The organism is Rhizobium centroccidentale, assembly GCF_030182565.1.
In the GTDB taxonomy this organism is placed as follows: Bacteria; Pseudomonadota; Alphaproteobacteria; order Rhizobiales; family Rhizobiaceae; genus Rhizobium.
The window spans coordinates 330,384-348,213 of the sequence record NZ_JAQJCG010000001.1; the positions used below are offsets into that span (position 1 = coordinate 330,384).

Consider the following 17,830-nt stretch of genomic DNA (forward strand, 5'->3'; position numbering starts at 1 on the left):
CTGAGCGCCGATACCGCCAGGTGAAAGGACGTTACCCAGACTGGAGCTATCTCGATCGCTGCAGCGCGAACGAGCGCTTCGATTGCTCCGCGCCATGGCAAGCGGGGCCGCTTCCGATCGTTGCCGTATCTGCAGCTCGAAAGCGACCCTCGATTATCGGAGCAGACGCAGTGACCTTGCCCGTCAGCTTTGAGCGAGCGCGGTCTGCTTGCCGCCGCGTGTTGCCATCACGATCGTTCCAGCAAGGCATGCGGCGCCGAGGAACAACATGACGCCCAGCGGTCCCTGCAGGTCGATCAACACGCCGCCCAGGACCGCTCCACTCGAAATGGCGACCTGGAAAGCGGTCAGAAGCAATGCCCCTGCGCTTTCAGCTTCGTCCGGAGCGGCACGCGTGATGTAGCTCTGGATGGAAACGGGGAAGGCGCCGAAGGCGAAACCCCAAATAGCAACTCCGACAATCGCTGCGAGCTCGGAGGCGCCTACGGTTACGAAGATAGCGGCGGCAACGGCGATCAGGCTCGATGAGAAGACGGTGCCAACAGCAGCGCTGCGCTCCGCGATCATGCCACCGACAATATTACCGAAGAAACCACTGACGCCGTAAGCGAGGAGCACCAGCGATACCATCTCCACCTTAAGATGGGCGATACCTTCCAGATACGGGCGAATATAAGTAAAGCCGGCAAAATGGCCTGCGACGATCAGAAGTGTCGTGATCAGACCCACCCGGATCTTAGGCCGCGTCAGAACGGCGCCGAGCGTTGACAAACCCGCGTGACCTGCCGGTGGCAACGACGGCACGGTGACAGCCTGGGCAATAAATGCAAGCACGCCGACAGCTCCCGCGAGGATAAAGGAAGCCCTCCATCCAAGGGTCGACCCTACATAGGAGCCGAGCGGGGCTGCCGTGACGGTGGCGAGGGAGACGCCGGTAAAGATCATCGCCATTGCCCGGGGAAGATGTTCAATCGGGACCAGCCGCATTGCAAGCGCGCCCGCCATCGCCCAGAAACCGCCGAGCCCGACACCAAGCAGAACTCGTGATGCGAGGAGCGAAATCAAATTGTTGGCGGTTGCCGCCAGAGCGCAGGAAAGAATCAGAAGAGCGGTCAGGCTAAAGAGCACGCGGCGTCGGTCGAAGCTTCGAGTGGCTATGACGATACCCGGGCCTGCAAATGCAGCGACAACAGCTGTTACAGTCACCGTTTGGCCCGTCTCTCCGGCAGAGAGACCAAGATCGGAAGATATTGGGGTGAGCAGGCTGGCCGGCAGAAATTCCGCCGTAACGAGACCGAAGACACCGAGAGCCAGGGCGACTACGGCATCCCATCTGGGTCTGCTGGATGCCTCCGCCGCCGGCTGATTGTGAGGAGATGAAATGGGCTTGAAATCGCTGTCTGCCATGGCGGGCGGTCCTATATTAAGATGTCTTGGCGTGCTGTTGATGCCATCCAGCAAAAGGTAGTGGTGACAGTCTGTACTTTCCATGCTAGGAAATCCGAGATGCTTGACTATTCGTCCAAAGATAATGCCGGCGAGACTCATGATGCTCTGAGCGAGATGCTGAGGGGCCTGCGGCTTGATGGTGTTGAATATGGGCGCTGTCGACTCTCGGAGCCGTGGGCGACCTATTTTGCGCCGCAGTCGTCGGCGAGATTGCATTTCATTTCGTCCGGCTCCGCATGGCTTCAGGCGCCGTCAGGCGATTGGCTTCCGTTGGGTCCCGGCGATGCTGCGCTTCTGCCGCGTGGCAACGCGCATATGATTGCAAGCGAGCCAGGCATTCCACCGGTGCCTTTCGAGCAATTTGACCGCAAGGAAGTCTGCCGGGATGTCTTTGATCTCCAGTGCCAGGATGCGTGTGGGGGAACGGTGGCTTTGACCGCGGCGATGCGCTTCAATATCGATAACCTTCATCCGCTGCTGCGGTTGATGCCCGACACCATGCTCACCAGCGATCTGGCCAAGAACGAGCCGGCGATCCCGCATTTGCTCGATGCCATGACGCGCGAAGTGCAGATGGATCGGGTCGGTGCGGGCGGCATACTGGCGAGGCTTGCGGATGTGTTGACTGCGACGTTGATCAGGACGTGGGTCGAACATGGCTGCGGCGATACCACCGGCTGGATTGCCGCGGTGCGTAACCCGGAGATTGGCCGAGTGCTGGCTGCAATTCACCTCGAGCCGGACCGTGACTGGAGCTTGGCGGCACTTGCGAACCTGATGGGTATCTCACGCTCGGGTTTCGCCGAGCGCTTCCTGAAAGTCGTGGGTGAAACGCCGGCACGCTATGTGGCGAGGGTGCGCATGCATCAGGCTCTTCAATGGCTGCGTGGCGGGATGCGTGTGTCCGTAGTCGCACAGAGATTGGGCTACGACGCCGAAGCATCGTTCAGCCGTGCCTTCAAGCGTATTATCGGTGCTCCACCGAGCCAGTTCCGCAAGGGCAGCGGAGCTGAGACGAATTCACTCGCTGTGGATTGAAGCTCTCGCCAACGAGAAGTGCAATGCGGCTGAAATCAGTTCTGAGATCGTCAGCCTTTCGATAACGCGCTCTTCAACGGCAATAGCGCCTGAGACAATGTAGGCAGCAGGATGTCTCTTGGCACGCCGTCGGCCGCCTGCACCGATAGACCGTGAAGAAAAGCAGCGTAGAATTCCGCCAGTGCGCGAGGGTCGGCATCAGGTTTTAACTCGCCGGTTTCTGATGCCTCCTTGAGACGCTCGTGTAGGGACGCAGCGCGGTCCCGCCGGTATCTGCCGAGCCGCGTGCGGACGGCCTGGTTATTGACCGTATAGTTCGTAGCCGCCATCACGATCATGCAGCCGTGTGGGTGATTGGGACGCGTATAGAGCAGGACCGCATCCCGCAGGAGCCGCTCGAAGGCATCGAGAATATTCGGTTCCTCAACCAAAGCACGGGTGGCAAATCCGCCCTCGCCGGAGGCGTACAGCATGACCGCTTCCTGGAACAGCGCCTCTTTCGATTCGAAAGCGGCGTAGATGCGCGCCGACGCTATGCCCATGGCGTCGACGAGGTCGGCCATCGAGACGCCTTCGTAGCCTCGCTCCCAGAAGAGGTCGCGGGCTTTGGCCAGCGCCTCATCACGATCAAATTCCCGCGGCCGTCCTGCCATGCTTAACCTCAATCTTTGTCGTTCAACAAATAATAGCCTTGACTCGGCTATGCAAGCTTCACATTATTTGTCGATCGACAAAGAATTGACGGAGGGATAAGTGGACCACATTGCAGAAAGACCATCAGCCGGAGTAGGCGCGGCGAATTTCAACCGGGCGGCTGCGCTGGCGCTCCTCGCGTTTGCACAGTTGATCATCTCGCTCGATATCAACATCGTCTTCGTCGCCTTGCCCAAAATCGGCGAGGGTCTCAACTTTTCCGGTCAGACACTGCAATGGGTCGTCAGCGCCTATACAGTCTTCTGCGGCGGCTTTCTGCTCTTCGGCGGACGCGCGGCAGACCTTATCGGCCAACGCCGGTTGTTCATCGCGGCGCTCGGGCTCTATGCGGCATCCTCACTGGTGGGGGGATTGGCCTGGGAGCCCGCAGTCATCATCGCAGCCCGAGCCGTCCAAGGCATCGGCGGCGCTTTTCTCTTTCCCGCCACGCTTTCGCTCGTCAACCGGCTGTTTGCGGAGGGGGCAGCGCGCAACCGGGCTCTGGCGGTCTGGGGCGGGGCGGGTGCCAGCGGTCTTACGATCGGATCGCTCGCCGGCGGTTTTCTAACAAGCGCTTTTGGCTGGCCGTCGGTGTTTTTCGTCAACGTCTTCCTCGCCTTGATTGCAATCGTTGCAGCCCTTTTCGTCATACCGCGAGATCCTCGTGTGTCTCATGGCCGCTCCTTCGACTTGTCGGGAGCGCTGACGGTTACCGGAGGCGCCACGCTGCTGGTGTTCGCGCTCGTCCAGGGGCCGGTGTTCGGCTGGAATACCGCACCAATTCTCTGGGCCTTCGGTCTATCGGCGCTTCTACTGCTGGCGTTCATGATCATCGAATCGCAAAGTCGCGATCCATTGATGCCTCTGAGATTGTTTGGCAACCGCATGCTTGTGACGAGCATGGCCATCACTTTTCTCTACATGGGCACGTTTGGAGCCCTGCCGTATTTTCTGACGGTGCTATTTCAGGATATCCATCACTTCACAGCCTCGCAGACGGGTCTTGCCTTCCTCGTTCCCTCGCTTGCCATTGCTGTCGGTACTCAAATCGGCGAGCGTTATGCATCACGCTTTTCGGCACGATCGGCATTGATTGCGGGAATGCTGGTAGGGGCGGCGGGTACAGTCATCATGGTGGCCGGGGCGTGGCCCGAAAGCAGCTATGCAGCCATCGTTCCGGGCCTGCTCGTCTCGGGGACCGGTCAGGGTGTGGTGTGGACGGCAATGTGGATCATCGCCAGTTCCGGAGTTCCCGATCGCGAACAGGGCGTTGCCTCAGGAATGGCGTCCACCACGATGAACATCGGCAACGCCGTTGGCCTTGCTGTCCTCGTTGGCTTTGCCAATGCTTATGCCGGTTTCGCAGGGGGCAAGGTGTCGGCCGGCGATCTGGCGAGCGGTGTTCGTCTCGCCTTTTGGCTCTGCGCGGCGGGCGGCGTCATTGCCACGGCTATTGCCGTAGCAACGTTGTTCCGACCGCGGCGATCGCAGGAATGACCAGCTATCCATCTTCGATTTAGATATAGATACGCCCCAGGCAAAGCCGCCGAACTTCAGTAAATCGTGCCCCTATCGGCAGTGAACAAATTCCGAAGATTGAGGCCCTTCGTACAACTCCTGCTCCCCTGCTGCGGCCTCCCATCATTCGCGACATTTATCGTTGGAGCTGGCCCGACACCATCTGCATGATGAGTGTGATCCGGTGGGACCGGAACGCGGGCCTTATTCTTCCGTGACGCTCAAGCTCCGCCAATCCGTGGAGCGCCGCCCAAAACGTTTCCGTGGCGGTATCCACATCCTGAGCGAAGGGCGCGATCACCGTTGCCATCGCTCCGAAGCCCGCACGGAGCTGCGGTGGCGTATCGGATCTGGCGAAGCGCAGACCGGTGGGAAGGATAAACATCGCCTCGTACATCGCCGGTCGGGCAAAGGCGAAATCGAGATAGGCGGTCGCGACACTTTCCACTGCCTCCCCGGGCGTGGACGACGGCCGGATCGCGGCACGGAGTATCACGGCCAGCTCGCCGAATCCTTCGAGCGCGACTGCTCCGACGATTTCATCGCGGTTTTGGAAATGCGAATAGAGAACCGGCTGGCTGTATTCTATTTCGTCGGCGAGACGCCGGATCGTGACCGAAGCCCAGCCATCCCGTTCGGCGATCGTCCTCGCAGCGATAACGATCCTGCGGCCTCGCTCCTCCCTTTCTCGCGCTTTGCGTTCGCTGATACCCACCTTGGCTCCCCGTCTTCATTCGCACGATTTCTCTGATGCTGAAGCTATCAAAAAGAACGTCGATTGACAAACTAGCAATGCTAGAATATATGATGACGCTATAAGAGCTCGTTCAACGTGGCTCGCCAGAGAAGAGAATAGCGATGAATCTTCCAGTTCAAATTTTCACGGGCACAACGGTGCTCAATACCGTCCTGGTTTGGCTGTCTGCAGCCGCGTTTCTCGTCGGGGCCACGATCAATATGAGCGGCCATTCAAAAATCCGCGCGGGCTTCGTGCAGCTTGGATTTCCATTCTGGTGGTGCTGGGTCACGGGTGCCCTCGAACTCCTAACCGCGGTGCTGCTGGTTACAGCCGGCAGCCGATATCTCGGCGTCGCTTTGGGCACCTGCATCATGCTCGCAGCGATCGCTGCCGTTGTCCGGATCCGGAACTATCGCGAGCTACCGCCGCCCATGCTGTTCCTGCTGTTGCTGATGCTCGCCGGTGTCAGCGGCCATGTTTGAGCATCTCGCATCACATGAGTTCATCACCCTGAGAATCTCCGCATAACTGGCGGACTAAAACTATCCATCGCCAGGCCTCGGGCATCATCCGCCCCCCATCAACCTCTTTTGAAAGAAGGCACCGTACGGAGCGAAATCGTCTCCGGACTGCGCACAGCCACGGCCCCAAGGAGGCCAGATCATCATGTCACATCGCAAAGCCAATACAGCCGTCGTCTATCATTCCGGCTATGGTCACACTCAGCGGATGGCGGAAGCCGTCGCGGAGGGGGCAGGCGGCACACTTTACGCCATTGACGCCGACGGCAACCTTTCAGATGAGGCGTGGGCTGCATTGGATGCTGCCGACGCCATCATCTTCGGATCGCCGACCTACATGGGCGGTCCGAGCTGGCAGTTTAAGAGGTTTGCCGACACGTCCTCGAAGGCCTGGTTTGCCAATAAATGGCAGGACAAGGTCTTCGGAGGCTTTACCAACAGCGCCAGTTTGAACGGTGACAAGCTCAATACCCTCGAATATTTCGTTCTTCTGGCGGGACAGCATGGCGGCCTTTGGGTCAGCCTGGGTATGAAGCCGGCGAACGTGAAGGCGTCGAAACGCGACGATGCCAACAGGATGGGATCGTACATCGCGCCCATGGCGCAGTCCGACGCCGATGCAGCCCCGAGCGAAATGTCGGTCGGCGATCTCGAAACCGCCCGCACCTACGGCGAGCGCGTTGCACGGATAGCGCTGCAGCTCGCATCGGCTCAGGCGGCTTGATCAAGGCGTCAACTCTCAAAAGATAAACGGCCGTTGGATCCCGCGGGTAGGGCGGCCGTTTTCTGCGGGGACCGGCCCGTGGTGGTCCCTGGTTTTGAACAATCCGGCAGCGACTAGTTCTGCGTCCACGCCCCGATCAGCATGCGCATGAAATGTTCGGCAGCGGGGGACAATGTTCCTCCCCGACGGCGGACGACGCCGATCGTACGCGAAATTTCGGGGTTTCGGATCGGGCGCGTGATCAGGAAAGGGTGTTCCCCCTGCGGGGTCGCCATTTTCGGCAGCACGGAAATCCCGAGCCCCGCCTCCACAAGACCGAGCGATGTGGAAAGATGGGTCACTTCGTAAAACCAGTTGAGCTTGATGTTCGATCTGGCCAGAGCAGCGTCGAGCAAGGTCCTATTCGCGCTGGAGCGATGAACCGTGATCAGCGGATAGGGTTCAAGATCCTGCCATCGGACCTCTTTCTTTTCCGCTAGCGGATGATCGCGCTTGGCCGCCAGCACAAACGGATCCTCGGCCAGCCTCTCGAAGACAAGATCGCTGTCGGAACTTCCCATGATGTTGATGCCGAATTCGACCTCGCCGCGCGCCACGGCCTGCAGTGCGTCAGTCGCCGTCAGATCGAGAATCCGCAGCCGAATATTCGGATATTCCTGGTTGAACTGGCGAATGACGGACGGCAGGAAATAAAAGGCTGCCGTCGGCAGGCATGCAATCGTCACCAGGCCCCCGCGCTTGGCGCCTAGTTCCCGCATCGAAAACAGCGAACCGTCGAATTCTTCGAGCATACGCTGCACCAGTGGCACGAGCTCGGTTCCAAGAGCCGTAGCAGCGACATGACGCGTCGTCCTTTCCAGCAGCGGCGCACCGATCGCCTGCTCCAGCTTTTGGATGCGTCGGCTGAGCGCCGGTTGCGACATATTCAGCTGATCGGCCGCGCGATGAAAGCCCTGCAGTTCGACCACGGCAAGGAAGGCTCTAAGGTCAAGGATTTCGCAATTGATGTTCATTCCGTATCAATGCCCTCGATTTTAGCATTTTACATATCAATCATTAATTCCATAATAGCAATAACAAGGCGGATTGATACGCCAATCACATTATACGGCGAGAAAAACGCATGAATGATTTGCTCTCCATACCGTGCGTGCTGATGCGGGGCGGCACCTCGAAAGGCCCGTTCTTTCTGGCGTCGGATCTGCCGCAAGACCCGGCGGAGCGGGATCAGGTGCTTTTGTCGGTAATGGGCTCCGGGCATCCGCTTCAGATCGATGGTATCGGAGGGGGAAACCCGGTCACCAGCAAAGTTGCCATCTGCGGCCCGGGAACGGTGCCTGGGGCGGATGTGGATTATCTGTTCGCGCAGGTTCGCGTCGACAGGCAGATCGTCGATACCTCACCCAATTGCGGGAACATGCTGGCGGCTGTCGGGCCGTTCGCGATAGAGGCGGGGCTTGTGCCGGTCGCCGGAGAGACCACCCTCGTCAAAATCTTCAACGTCAACACCGGCAAGATGATCGAAGCCGAGGTTCCGACACCGAATGGTGCGGTAGCCTATCTCGGTGACGCGAAAATCGACGGCGTACCCGGCCAGGCCGCTCCGATCGCGCTCACCTTCAAGGATGCGGCAGGTGCCCGAACCGGCCAGCTTTTCCCGAGCGGCAAATCGATAGAGACGATCGCCGGCATCGATGTGACCTGTATCGATTGCGCGATGCCGATGCTCCTGATCGAGGCAGCCTCGCTTGGCGTAACCGGATACGAGAGCGCTGCTGAACTGAACGGCGATCATTCCTTGATCGAGCGGCTGGAAAATCTTCGTATCCTTGCCGGCGAGAAAATGGGAATGGGCGACGTTCGCAGCCAAGTCACTCCGAAACCAGTCCTCATCTCTCCCGCCAGACAGGGCGGCGCATTGAACGTTCGCTATTTCATGCCGAATGAATGCCATCCGTCACTGGCGACGACGGGCGCTGTCGGGATTGCAACGGCCTGTGTGAGCGAAAACACTGTGGCAACCCGCCTTATCGGCATTCAAACACCGCCCGTCGTGCTTTCCATTGAACATCCGAGCGGCCATCTGGACGTGAAGCTGCAGTTGCGGGATGGGAAGCTCGTCGCCGGAATTCTTCGCACGGCACGCAGGCTGTTCGAGGGCCATGTCTTTGCAAAGCCCGCCAAAACGCTGGTTTGTGCAGCATAATCAATCAACCTATGGTGCCGGGAGGGTGCCAAAATGGAGGAGATCGAATGAAAAAACTTATTCTCGCACTCGCTGCGGCGGTCGCGCTGTCCGGAACGGCTTTCGCGGAACCTGTCCGCATTAGTGTTGGTTCCTACAACCTCAACAACCTGCCTTTCCCGGTCGCGCAGGGTCTGGGTCTTTATGAGAAAGAGGGCCTGGAGGTCACCGTCGAAAACTTCGCATCAGGCGGATCGAAGACCCTGCAGGCGCTGGTCGCCGGCTCGACGGATGTCGCTGTCGGCTTTTACGACCATACGATTCAGATGCAGTCGCAGAACAAGCATGTTGTCGCCTTCGTGGAGCTTGGGCGCAATTCCGGGCTCGTCCTGGCCGGCGGCAAAGACGCGAAATTCGATCCAAAAAATCCGGAGACCATTAAGGGCGCCAAGATCGGAATCACCGCTCCGGGATCGTCCTCGGACTTCTTTATTCGCTACTATCTTCAGCGGCATAAGCTTTCCGCGAACGACGTTTCGATCATCGGCGTCGGATCGGGCGCTGCCGCCGTTGCAGCTCTTCAGCAGGGCAAGATCGATCTGCTCGTCAATTATGATCCCGCGGCGACGTTCGTGGTCGAGAAGGGCGTCGGAAAGATTCTGATCGATGCCCGCAACGACGATGGCGCCAAGGAAATCTATGGCGGCATCTATCCCACATCGGTGCTTTACGCCACGCAGGACTACATCTCCAAAAATCCGGAGACCATTCAGAAGGTCACCAATGCAACGGTAAAGGCGCTTCAATGGATGAAGATGCACAGCGCCGCCGAGATCGTCGAAAAGCTTCCGCCGGAATTCATTTCGGGCGACAAGGAGACGTATATCAAGGCAGTTGAAAACGCGCGGCAGATCTTTTCCACGGATGGGCTGCTGGACGAAAAAGATATCAAGACGCCTCTCGATGTCCTGACGTCGTTCAACGACAAGGTCAAGGCTGCCAAGATCGACCTTTCCAAGACCTATACCAACGAATTCGTAGCTAAGGTGCCGGCGACGGCATCGAACTGAGGGAGGTTAAGATGTCCGTGACAGCCTTAAAGCCGGCAGCACAGACACCGCATGCGGCGGCGTCACCCAAAGCGATGGTGGCAATCGAAAATGTCACCATGGCCTTTGGCTCCTTCGTCGCGGTCCAGGATGTAAATCTGACGGTGGCCGATGGCGAATTCGTCGCTATCGTGGGGCCGACGGGCTGTGGCAAAAGTACGATCCTGAACGCGATCGCAGGTCTTTTGAAGCCGGCAAAGGGCTCGGTCTCCATCGATGGCAGCGTGGTCTCCGGCATCCAGAATAATATCGGCTATCTGTTCCAGCAGGATGCTCTGCTTCCATGGAAGACCGCGATCGAAAATGTGGAACTGGGGCCGATGTTCCAAGGCGTCGGCGCTGGCGAGCGCCGGGAGCGAGCTCTCAAATGGCTGGCGAAGGTCGGGCTTAAGGGTTTCGAGGATCGCTATCCGCACCAGCTTTCGGGCGGCCAGCGTAAGCGTGTGCAAATGGCGCAGGCGCTGATAACGGGGCCGAAGGTGATCCTCATGGATGAACCTTTCTCCGCGCTCGACATCCATACCCGGCATTTGATGCAGAATGAGCTGCTTCGGCTATGGCAGGAAGAGCAGCGGGCCGTGGTTCTGATTACCCATGATCTTGAGGAAGCGATTGCTCTGGGGGATCGCGTTGTGGTTCTGGCCTCGGGTCCTCGCTCGCGCGTCATCGATAGCTTCCCGGTCGACCTGGAACGGCCTCGCGATGTCGCGGAGATCAAGCTCGATCCCCGTTTTACTGACCTCTATCGCAATATCTGGGCTTCCCTGCGCGGTGAAGTGGAGAAAAGCTATGAACGCCATGACTGAGAGACTTACCCAACTGGCATTGCTGCTGGTCATTGTCGGCGGTTGGGAGTTCGGCGTGAACCTGGGGGTGGTCGATGTCTTCTTCTTTCCCTCGCCTGTCGATATTCTGAAACAGGTATTCACATGGGTCACCGATCCAGGCTTCTTCAAGCATGTGACCATCACCCTGACGGAAACCGTGCTCGGCTACGTCATCGGCACGGCTCTCGGCGTTGCTGCAGGCGTATGGCTCGGACTGTCGCGCTCGGCTGCCCGAATCCTCGATCCATTCATCAAAGGCCTGAACGCCATTCCGCGTGTGGTTCTTGCCCCGATCTTTGTTCTGTGGCTCGGCCTCGGCCTGTGGTCCAAGGTGGCTCTCGCCGTCACGCTCGTGTTCTTCGTAACCTTTTTCAACGCGATGCAGGGCGTGCGTGAAGTCAACCCCGTGGTGCTGTCGAATGCCCGCATTCTTGGCGCGAAGAAGTCCGAACTGCTGCGCCACGTCTATTTCCCGGCTGCGGCGAGCTGGATTCTTTCATCGCTTCGAACATCCGTGGGTTTTGCGGTTGTTGGCGCCATCATCGGTGAATATCTGGGTGCGTCGGCCGGTCTGGGATACCTCATCGCGCAGGCCGAAGGGAACTTTGATGCTGTCGGCGTTTTCGCGGGGATCTTCATCCTGGCAGTGTTCGTCCTGCTGATCGATCTCGTCCTGGATTTCGTCGAGGCTCGTCTGATCAAGTGGCGTCCGCGCGCGGCGGAGCGCACCACCTGATTGTCAAAAGCCTCATTGTCAAAAAATTGCCGAAGGCCCCCGTCACGAAACGGGGGCTTTCGACATCGTGACCCCTTGCCGTCGGCATTGACGTAAAGGAAGTAAGTATCCTTTGTGTCAGTCGGCCGCTCCGGGCGGCTTCGTGTGTGCTCTATCTCGGGTCTTTGACCGCGACGTAGACGACGGCGTGACCGTTGTATTGTGGTTCGAACCAATTTCCGCCGCAGTCCTGATAGGAGACGCCCTTGATCACGACCGCTGTGCAGGCGGGGGGGAGCGTAGCAATCACAGTACCAACGGCGATAGCCGTTGCTGCTCCCCATACGGCAGCGGGTGCTGGCCCCCAATATCCGGGCCAATAGGGTCCAGCCGGCGGAGGAACCGGCCCATATGGTCCGGGGTGCGGCCCAGGAGGAATCGGGCCTGGGCCGGGATAGGGATGAGGCCCCGGATGCGGGTTCGGATGGGGTGTTGGCGTCGGCGGATGAGGGTGCAGCCCGGACGGATTCGGGTGTGGAGCGGGATGTGGGGTCGGATGAGGTGCCGGGTGTGGCCTTGGCCCATGAGCGGGATGGGGCGCCACCGCTGGGTGGAAGCGCGGCTGGAAATGCGCAGGCGCGTTGAAGCCGCGAAAGCCCCCGCCGCCGGGATGAAAGCCGCCATGAAAACCGCCGCCGCCAAAATTCATGCGGGGCATCCGGCCGCCAAAGCCGCCCCTCGCTTCGGCGATATAAGGCGCAACAAGAGCCGTGACCAGAAGTGCGGATAGAAAGATACCGGGCTTTTTCATTTCTTGTCCTCCTCGCCGAGGAACTTGATTTTTTGAGCGCCTTCGGCCGGCTTGTAGGCGAACGTATCGTCCGGGATCGTCGCGTTTTCCGTCCATTCGAGAATCGAGGTGATCCTCGGCCGGGTAAGATCTTCGCGGTCGACAAGGGAAACTTTCAGGGGAAGGGGGGCGCCTTCCGTGGCGATCCAGATTTCCGCGTCCTGATCCGGCCCCCGATACGCCCAGTGATTGGTTTCCTTGCCATTGATATTGGCGTGCCCGACGAAGAAGCCTTCGCGGATCAGGTTGATCGGCGCGTCGGGCGTTCCCCAGGAGAAAAGATCCGCCAGCGGGAATGTGAGATGATATTTCTGGGCGGCGTGTTCCAGCGTGTCCTTGATGGTGGCCGGCGCTGGTACCTGAGCGTAGACGTTCTTGTCAGGCGACGCGTAGATAAGCGTCTTGCCGTCGTAGACGAGTTCGCCGTGAACGACGTCGGTTGCGAGATCGATGCGCAGGTGGTCGGGTCTTTTGACCTCATAGGTCGCTGTGCCACCAATTTCGAGCTTCTGGTCGGTGTCGAGGATCACGTCCGCCGTCGTTGTCGCCTTCAGGCTGAAAGTCTGCAGCGCTTGCAGGTGCTCGCCCATCTTCTTGAGGGCCTCGATGGATTCCGGCTCGATTCGCGGCTCCTTTGCATGCTGCTCCTGCGCGCTCATGCCGCTTGCAGCAATGAGCAGTGCTATCGTCGCGAGCGCGAGGCGCGACCGTTTCAAATGAAGCATCGCATTGCCTTCCTTTCTCCCGCATGGATCGGGACAAGGTAAGGCTAGGCGTTCGGTGTTACGTCAAGGAAGTACGCAACGGTAAACACAGACGTAAACGCATGCGTGGTTGCGCGGTTGCCATCACATTATGATGTTGAAAGTCCCGCTGATCTTGCTGCGGTCAGGAAAGCGTCTCTCGCATCGCCGAGACCGGCATTGCCTTCGAAGACTTCAAGGCAGATGCGAAGAGCTTCGTCACGCTCAGGACTGAGGTCCGGCTCGGGCCAGATGTCCATCAGGCAATCGGCAGCTTCTCGAACTGTAGTGATGGTCTGGCGCCCGTATGGGCGCGGCAGATCGATCGCAACGGGGGATTGCCATTTTGCGTCATACATGTCCCGCTTCCTTTCGGTACCACTCTCCAAGACCGTACGAGAGACAGCCACGGAAAGTTGCAGCGACATGAAGTCGGATGACGCCTTTATCAGCTTCTGTCTTTTCGGGAACGCAGGCCTTTGAGGATTCTCGGCGCATAGATCACGCAGGCGATGGATGCAGCCAGCATCAGGAGCGAGATCGCCAGCTGGACCATGTCATATCGCAGGGTACTTTTCGCGAAGAACCACCCGGAGATGACACCGGCAATTGCGAAGGGCACGCGAACGACGATGGGAAACCACATCGGATAAGTCCTTCTCTCAAAGAAGCAATAGCCGCTTCACCATCGAACCAAGCTGCGAATACGGCAGGAAAGAAGCGCCTGTTGCAGCCAGTGGCAAAAGAGCAGGCAAGAGAAGCGGCCAAAGGTTGCCACGATTGATGAGAAAGCTCGACATTTGCGTCGACGCCACCCAAATCGGCCTGGCGTCATGAACTTCGATGAATTGCTCGTCTTTCTCGTCGTTGCACATGTTGGCGCCCAGAATTGCTCGCTCGTTCCAGCGTTCATAGTTCGTCGCCCTGATCATCGCTGCAAGGATTGCTTTCTTCTTCAGCTGTGTGATTCGGATGGCAAGCCCGACGAGCGGAAGCGCATAGTAAAGCGTCACCACCGTGAGCCAGCCTGCGCAGATCATGGTGAAGAAGGTTGCGGTCATGCTTTCGTGTTGCACGACGTGACCGATTGATGCAGCGGCCACACAGCTGACAGCCAGGGTGAAGAGGCTATAGCCGGTTGGATAGAGGCCCAGAAAGCCCAGACCTGCGTGACCGTCGGGATGTGTGACCACCAGCCGTAGGCGGCACTCCGCGATATCGGCAAGAAAGCTCGCCCAGACGAGATGTTTCCAGATGAGCCTGCTGAGAAGGAACCAGTAGATCGTGTTGCTGACTAGCAGACACCATATGCCCGCGACGGTGAGCGAATTCTGCGACGTTGCCCATGGTGGCGCGCCACCGCTCAGGAAATTGCAAGCATTTGCGGTGGAGGCCGCAAAGGCGACCAACAGGCACGCCGCCTCTGCGATACCGGATGTCGAGCGCGTTCTCGCGTCTTCGATGGCTCTCGCAGCGTCCGTATTCGACATGGTTGCGATCAACGGCACCCGAAACAGCAGGTTGGTGCATTCGTCGATCGTGGAGGCGATCGGCTTTTCCGCCAATGTCAGCAGCACGGGCGCGATCAGGAATTTCGCCCAGGCTCCCCAATCCTGCAGGAACAGGCCCGCAAGATAGGCGCCGCCTGTCGAAAGCAGCATCAGGAGCGGCACGACCGCCGTCAATGTCGCAAGCACGAAGGCTCTCCAGCCGCGCTTGCGCATCCCCATCCGCGAGGCCAGCCGGTAAAAGGGGCCTCCATGCATGATGCGGATCCTGCTATCGTCGTCGTCATGGCTCAAGTGTTGCCCTCCGCCTCCGCCACCGATGCCTTGGCCTTCTGCGCGAGCAACGAAGCGTGGCCGGCAGCACTGCTGCCGCTGTCACCCCCGCCAACGTTCACCGTCGGCTGCGCAAATTCGATCCCGTTCTCTTTGAAGGCTTCCCGGATTTTCAAGTAGGCCTTGCGGCGGATATAGGTCTGCATTCCGGGCACGGTCATCATCCCGAAGCTCAGCACCAGGCCGTAGTCGCTGAACTCCTCGACGCCCTTTAGCTTCAGTGGCTCGATGAACAGGGGTCCCAACTCCGGATCCTGCTTTAGATCCGCGCCGATCTGCTTGGTAAGCTTGCGGGCTTTCTCGACATCCGTATCGAAACCGACGGACACACGGAATTTGTCGATCACCCAGTCGCGGCTCATGTTTTCGACGGCGCCGAGCTCGCCAAACGGGACGGTGAAGACCGGACCTCGATGATGGCGCAACCGTACGGAGCGCAGGCTGAACCCTTCGACCGTGCCCTTGTAGTTTTTTGCCTGGATATATTCGCCGACCCGGAAGGCATCATCGAACATATAGAAGACGCCGCTGATGATATCCTTGACCAGCGTTTGCGAGCCGAAACCGAGGGCGACGCCGAATATTCCGGCACCGGCGATCAAGGGGCCGATCTGCACGCCGAATTCGGAGAGAATGATCAGACCCGCCATCACAATGACGGCCACGGCAAGCGCGTTGCGCAGGATTGGCAGCAGGGTGCGGAAACGCGCCTGGCGGGCCGCATCGGCCGGGGCAAGGGCCGATGTATTCGACGACGCGGCCAGCTTGCGATCGATCCAGTTCTTCGCGAGCTGCCAAACCAGATCGGCAAGGAGGAGGATCAGGACGCTTTTCAGGAGCCCGTAAAAGATCGCGGCGACGGCGGGATTGCCGTGGCCCAGCCCTTCCGGGTTCAATTGCCAGACAATGGCAAGCCAGCCCGCAGCTGCCGCGATGACGAGCGCCCGCGCGCCGCGAACGATAAGTACGCGCCTCACTTCCGAGGCGTCGCTGCGGACCATGCTTTCGACGGTACGGCCAATGGCCGACAAAAGGACAGGCAGCGCTACGATATAGAGGCCAAGCCAGAACAGGGTTTTGAGGCCGAATGCCCACAGGCACCACACCACAGCAAGCAGGAGCGTCAAGGCCGCCTTTGAATTTATCGAGCGCTGCCATGACGTCCAGATGGCCTCGGTCGCTACTGCCAATGCGATGATCGAGAAGCAGATCGAGGTCGCATCGGCAACGGGCTCAGCAACGCCGAGCGGACGTGCCAAAGCAGCACTGGCGACGGCGAACGACAGCACCGCGACAAGAATGCGGCCTCGCAGACGAAGCGAGGATTGAGAGACCGCAATGCCGATCAGAGCCGAGCAGAAGCGAAAGACGACGAAGCCCGTCAGATAGGCAAGAAGGACGAGGCGAGCGAGGGGTGGCCACTCAACGGCGAAAAAGACGATGGCAATGCCCAGCGCGAACACGCAGATAGGGGCAAGCCGCGCCGGAAGCCCTTCGTCTGACGAACGGGCTTTCCTGTACAGCCATTCGGCGGCGAGGCCCAGTGCGACAAGGCCGGCGAAGATCAGGAAAACGGGTGCGAAGCCATGTGCGACCGCATCCTGGCGTACCCGTAGGGAGGCAGAGAGAAGTTCCGACGGTACCGAGGGAATGGCGGAGATGATCTCGTTGATATGGGCGCGGGTGGAGGCCTCCCAACTCGCCAGGCCTCCGGCGTGCGGCACCGCGGTAGATTGAAGAGAGGAGGCCGGTGCCGGCTGTGTCGTCAGCCAGCGGCGAATATCCGGGTCTTGAAGGAGCTTGAGGAGATCATCGATCTTCTGTTGCTGGGCCGGGCCTGCAGCGGCTTCCATATTGGCACCGACATCGAGGAATGCGCGGACCGGCAGCCAGCTCATTGCGATGGCTTTCTAATCGGGAACTGGAAATTCAGGCCCGCGAAAATCTGCCAGCGCGGCGCCCCCGCGCCATCGTTCCAAACGGTATATTGCGGCTCGATGAAAGCGTTCATCGTCGCGCCGTTTTGAAGTGGGATGACCTTGCCGGCGCCGAGGCCGACCGGGATATAGCTGCTGCCGTTCTCCAGATTGAAATTCCAGGTCGCGGAGGAACGCAGATACCAGCCGTCTTTCAGATTGAAGTTCACGATCGGCTGGAAGGTCATGAGATTGACGTCCTCACGATCCTCCTTGCCTGCAAATGAGGCTTGATAGGTCACCAGTCCCGCCAGCAGTCCCCAGTCCTGTGGGGCGACCACGATGCCGGCTGCGCCTGCCTGCCATTTGCCGTTGCCGAGTTGCGTATCGGTTGCCGTCGGCAATACCACGAGTGGGCCGCCGCCAAAGGTTATCTCGCCCTTTTTCGGTAGGACGAAGATATCCATCAAGGTGAGATCGCCAAGGCCAGTGACATAGCCGCTCGGTGTATCGGGAGACGTCGCAACGGGCAGCGTGAACCTGAACAATTGCGGAAGCCCGCCGAGATCCGACGGCACTAGTCCTCGCAGCAGGAATTGGTTTGCTTTCGGATCGCCGGGCGTATCGGCAAAGCTCGGTATATAGTAGTCCTGCAAGTTGATCGTAATCTTCGGTGTCAGAGGATTGTTGGCCTCGTTGACATCGGTATGCTCCTGAGCAGCCGCAGCCCCCGCCGAAAGAACACATATGATTGCAATCCAAGCCTTCATCCGAGCAGCCTCCACATAAGCTGCTGCCATGAAGTCATGTTCGCCGCGGGCGCGCGAGTACGCAACGGTAAATCCCCGTGTAAACGATGCCGGTGCGGCACCCATTGCAAGGTATTTACGGTAACGTACTTACGTTTTCCGGCACGAGATCTCATAGTCGATCGAAAACCTCCTTGGGGAAGGTCGTCGTTA

General features: G+C 59.2%; 18 protein-coding genes. 8 read left to right on the top strand and 10 right to left on the bottom strand.

Going from position 1 to position 17,830, the window contains the following annotated elements; genetic code table 11:
* Window positions 1-183: 183 nt before the first annotated feature.
* The gene (locus PH562_RS01430) at window positions 184-1,407 is read right to left on the bottom strand and encodes an MFS transporter (protein ID WP_285171100.1); all 1,224 of its coding nucleotides are present in this window, start codon (window positions 1,405-1,407) and stop codon (window positions 184-186) included.
* A gap of 99 nt (window positions 1,408-1,506) precedes the next feature.
* On the opposite strand from PH562_RS01430, the gene PH562_RS01435 reads away from it, so the two are divergent.
* Complete coding sequence (locus tag PH562_RS01435; RefSeq protein ID WP_113233111.1) at window positions 1,507-2,487, top strand: AraC family transcriptional regulator; 981 nt, start codon at window positions 1,507-1,509, stop codon at window positions 2,485-2,487.
* 50 nt (window positions 2,488-2,537) lie between these two features.
* On the opposite strand, the gene PH562_RS01440 is transcribed toward PH562_RS01435, so the two are convergent.
* A complete protein-coding gene (locus PH562_RS01440) occupies window positions 2,538-3,140 on the bottom strand; it encodes a TetR/AcrR family transcriptional regulator (protein WP_285171101.1) in 603 nt (200 codons plus the stop codon).
* 100 nt (window positions 3,141-3,240) lie between these two features.
* Between PH562_RS01440 and PH562_RS01445 the strand changes: the two genes are divergently transcribed.
* Window positions 3,241-4,677, top strand: coding sequence for an MFS transporter (locus PH562_RS01445; RefSeq protein ID WP_285171102.1), 1,437 nt, complete (start codon window positions 3,241-3,243; stop codon window positions 4,675-4,677).
* 157 nt (window positions 4,678-4,834) lie between these two features.
* Here the strand turns inward: PH562_RS01445 and PH562_RS01450 are convergent, their stop codons facing one another.
* Entirely contained in the window at window positions 4,835-5,413 is a 579-nt protein-coding gene (locus tag PH562_RS01450; protein ID WP_285171103.1) for a TetR/AcrR family transcriptional regulator, read from the bottom strand.
* 143 nt (window positions 5,414-5,556) lie between these two features.
* On the opposite strand from PH562_RS01450, the gene PH562_RS01455 reads away from it, so the two are divergent.
* Both PH562_RS01455 and PH562_RS01460 read left to right on the top strand, forming a co-directional pair.
* The gene (locus PH562_RS01455) at window positions 5,557-5,919 is read left to right on the top strand and encodes a DoxX family protein (RefSeq protein WP_285171104.1); all 363 of its coding nucleotides are present in this window, start codon (window positions 5,557-5,559) and stop codon (window positions 5,917-5,919) included.
* Window positions 5,920-6,103: 184 nt separating this feature from the next.
* Window positions 6,104-6,682 (top strand): flavodoxin family protein, encoded by a 579-nt coding sequence (locus PH562_RS01460; RefSeq protein ID WP_162738191.1) that lies wholly within the window; start codon window positions 6,104-6,106, stop codon window positions 6,680-6,682.
* Between the two features lie 113 nt (window positions 6,683-6,795).
* Here PH562_RS01460 and PH562_RS01465 read toward each other — a convergent pair whose 3' ends face one another.
* Complete coding sequence (locus tag PH562_RS01465) at window positions 6,796-7,695, bottom strand: LysR family transcriptional regulator (RefSeq protein WP_285171105.1); 900 nt, start codon at window positions 7,693-7,695, stop codon at window positions 6,796-6,798.
* 110 nt (window positions 7,696-7,805) lie between these two features.
* Here PH562_RS01465 and PH562_RS01470 point away from each other — a divergent pair, with 110 nt between their 5' ends.
* The 4 genes from PH562_RS01470 to PH562_RS01485 all read left to right on the top strand — a co-directional run bounded on the left by PH562_RS01470 (window position 7,806) and on the right by PH562_RS01485 (window position 11,539).
* The gene (locus tag PH562_RS01470; RefSeq protein ID WP_285171106.1) at window positions 7,806-8,888 is read left to right on the top strand and encodes a 4-oxalomesaconate tautomerase; all 1,083 of its coding nucleotides are present in this window, start codon (window positions 7,806-7,808) and stop codon (window positions 8,886-8,888) included.
* 47 nt (window positions 8,889-8,935) lie between these two features.
* On the top strand, window positions 8,936-9,937 hold the full coding sequence (locus PH562_RS01475) for an ABC transporter substrate-binding protein (protein WP_285171107.1): 1,002 nt from the start codon (window positions 8,936-8,938) through the stop codon (window positions 9,935-9,937).
* A 74-nt stretch (window positions 9,938-10,011) separates the two neighbouring features.
* Window positions 10,012-10,782, top strand: coding sequence for an ABC transporter ATP-binding protein (locus PH562_RS01480; RefSeq protein ID WP_483315306.1), 771 nt, complete (start codon window positions 10,012-10,014; stop codon window positions 10,780-10,782).
* Window positions 10,766-11,539, top strand: a complete 774-nt coding sequence (locus PH562_RS01485; protein ID WP_285171109.1) for an ABC transporter permease — start codon at window positions 10,766-10,768, stop codon at window positions 11,537-11,539. Before PH562_RS01480 ends, PH562_RS01485 begins: the two co-directional genes overlap by 17 nt.
* A gap of 786 nt (window positions 11,540-12,325) precedes the next feature.
* On the opposite strand, the gene PH562_RS01490 is transcribed toward PH562_RS01485, so the two are convergent.
* From PH562_RS01490 to PH562_RS01515, 6 genes are all read right to left on the bottom strand, one after another.
* The gene (locus tag PH562_RS01490; RefSeq protein ID WP_285171110.1) at window positions 12,326-13,093 is read right to left on the bottom strand and encodes a DUF2092 domain-containing protein; all 768 of its coding nucleotides are present in this window, start codon (window positions 13,091-13,093) and stop codon (window positions 12,326-12,328) included.
* A gap of 128 nt (window positions 13,094-13,221) precedes the next feature.
* Window positions 13,222-13,470, bottom strand: a complete 249-nt coding sequence (locus tag PH562_RS01495) for a DUF982 domain-containing protein (RefSeq protein ID WP_285171111.1) — start codon at window positions 13,468-13,470, stop codon at window positions 13,222-13,224.
* Window positions 13,471-13,559: 89 nt separating this feature from the next.
* The gene (locus PH562_RS01500; protein WP_113233098.1) at window positions 13,560-13,757 is read right to left on the bottom strand and encodes a hypothetical protein; all 198 of its coding nucleotides are present in this window, start codon (window positions 13,755-13,757) and stop codon (window positions 13,560-13,562) included.
* 16 nt (window positions 13,758-13,773) lie between these two features.
* On the bottom strand, window positions 13,774-14,913 hold the full coding sequence (locus PH562_RS01505) for a hypothetical protein (RefSeq protein ID WP_285171112.1): 1,140 nt from the start codon (window positions 14,911-14,913) through the stop codon (window positions 13,774-13,776).
* A complete protein-coding gene (locus PH562_RS01510; RefSeq protein ID WP_483315303.1) occupies window positions 14,910-16,850 on the bottom strand; it encodes a mechanosensitive ion channel family protein in 1,941 nt (646 codons plus the stop codon). Before PH562_RS01510 ends, PH562_RS01505 begins: the two co-directional genes overlap by 4 nt.
* The gene (locus tag PH562_RS01515; RefSeq protein WP_285171113.1) at window positions 16,847-17,638 is read right to left on the bottom strand and encodes a hypothetical protein; all 792 of its coding nucleotides are present in this window, start codon (window positions 17,636-17,638) and stop codon (window positions 16,847-16,849) included. The genes PH562_RS01510 and PH562_RS01515 overlap by 4 nt, the downstream gene beginning before the upstream one ends.
* Window positions 17,639-17,830 lie beyond the last annotated feature (192 nt).

What these genes read in the sequence shown, in the direction of transcription:
- PH562_RS01430 (WP_285171100.1), bottom strand. Translation starts at nt 1,407, where the DNA reads ATGGCAGACAGCGATTTCAAGCCCATTTCATCTCCTCACAATCAGCCG.
- PH562_RS01435 (WP_113233111.1), top strand. Translation starts at nt 1,507, where the DNA reads ATGCTTGACTATTCGTCCAAAGATAATGCCGGCGAGACTCATGATGCT.
- PH562_RS01440 (WP_285171101.1), bottom strand. Translation starts at nt 3,140, where the DNA reads ATGGCAGGACGGCCGCGGGAATTTGATCGTGATGAGGCGCTGGCCAAA.
- PH562_RS01455 (WP_285171104.1), top strand. Translation starts at nt 5,557, where the DNA reads ATGAATCTTCCAGTTCAAATTTTCACGGGCACAACGGTGCTCAATACC.
- PH562_RS01460 (WP_162738191.1), top strand. Translation starts at nt 6,104, where the DNA reads ATGTCACATCGCAAAGCCAATACAGCCGTCGTCTATCATTCCGGCTAT.
- PH562_RS01465 (WP_285171105.1), bottom strand. Translation starts at nt 7,695, where the DNA reads ATGAACATCAATTGCGAAATCCTTGACCTTAGAGCCTTCCTTGCCGTG.
- PH562_RS01470 (WP_285171106.1), top strand. Translation starts at nt 7,806, where the DNA reads ATGAATGATTTGCTCTCCATACCGTGCGTGCTGATGCGGGGCGGCACC.
- PH562_RS01475 (WP_285171107.1), top strand. Translation starts at nt 8,936, where the DNA reads ATGAAAAAACTTATTCTCGCACTCGCTGCGGCGGTCGCGCTGTCCGGA.
- PH562_RS01480 (WP_483315306.1), top strand. Translation starts at nt 10,012, where the DNA reads ATGGTGGCAATCGAAAATGTCACCATGGCCTTTGGCTCCTTCGTCGCG.
- PH562_RS01485 (WP_285171109.1), top strand. Translation starts at nt 10,766, where the DNA reads ATGAACGCCATGACTGAGAGACTTACCCAACTGGCATTGCTGCTGGTC.
- PH562_RS01490 (WP_285171110.1), bottom strand. Translation starts at nt 13,093, where the DNA reads ATGCTTCATTTGAAACGGTCGCGCCTCGCGCTCGCGACGATAGCACTG.
- PH562_RS01495 (WP_285171111.1), bottom strand. Translation starts at nt 13,470, where the DNA reads ATGTATGACGCAAAATGGCAATCCCCCGTTGCGATCGATCTGCCGCGC.
- PH562_RS01500 (WP_113233098.1), bottom strand. Translation starts at nt 13,757, where the DNA reads ATGTGGTTTCCCATCGTCGTTCGCGTGCCCTTCGCAATTGCCGGTGTC.
- PH562_RS01510 (WP_483315303.1), bottom strand. Translation starts at nt 16,850, where the DNA reads ATGAGCTGGCTGCCGGTCCGCGCATTCCTCGATGTCGGTGCCAATATG.
- PH562_RS01515 (WP_285171113.1), bottom strand. Translation starts at nt 17,638, where the DNA reads ATGAAGGCTTGGATTGCAATCATATGTGTTCTTTCGGCGGGGGCTGCG.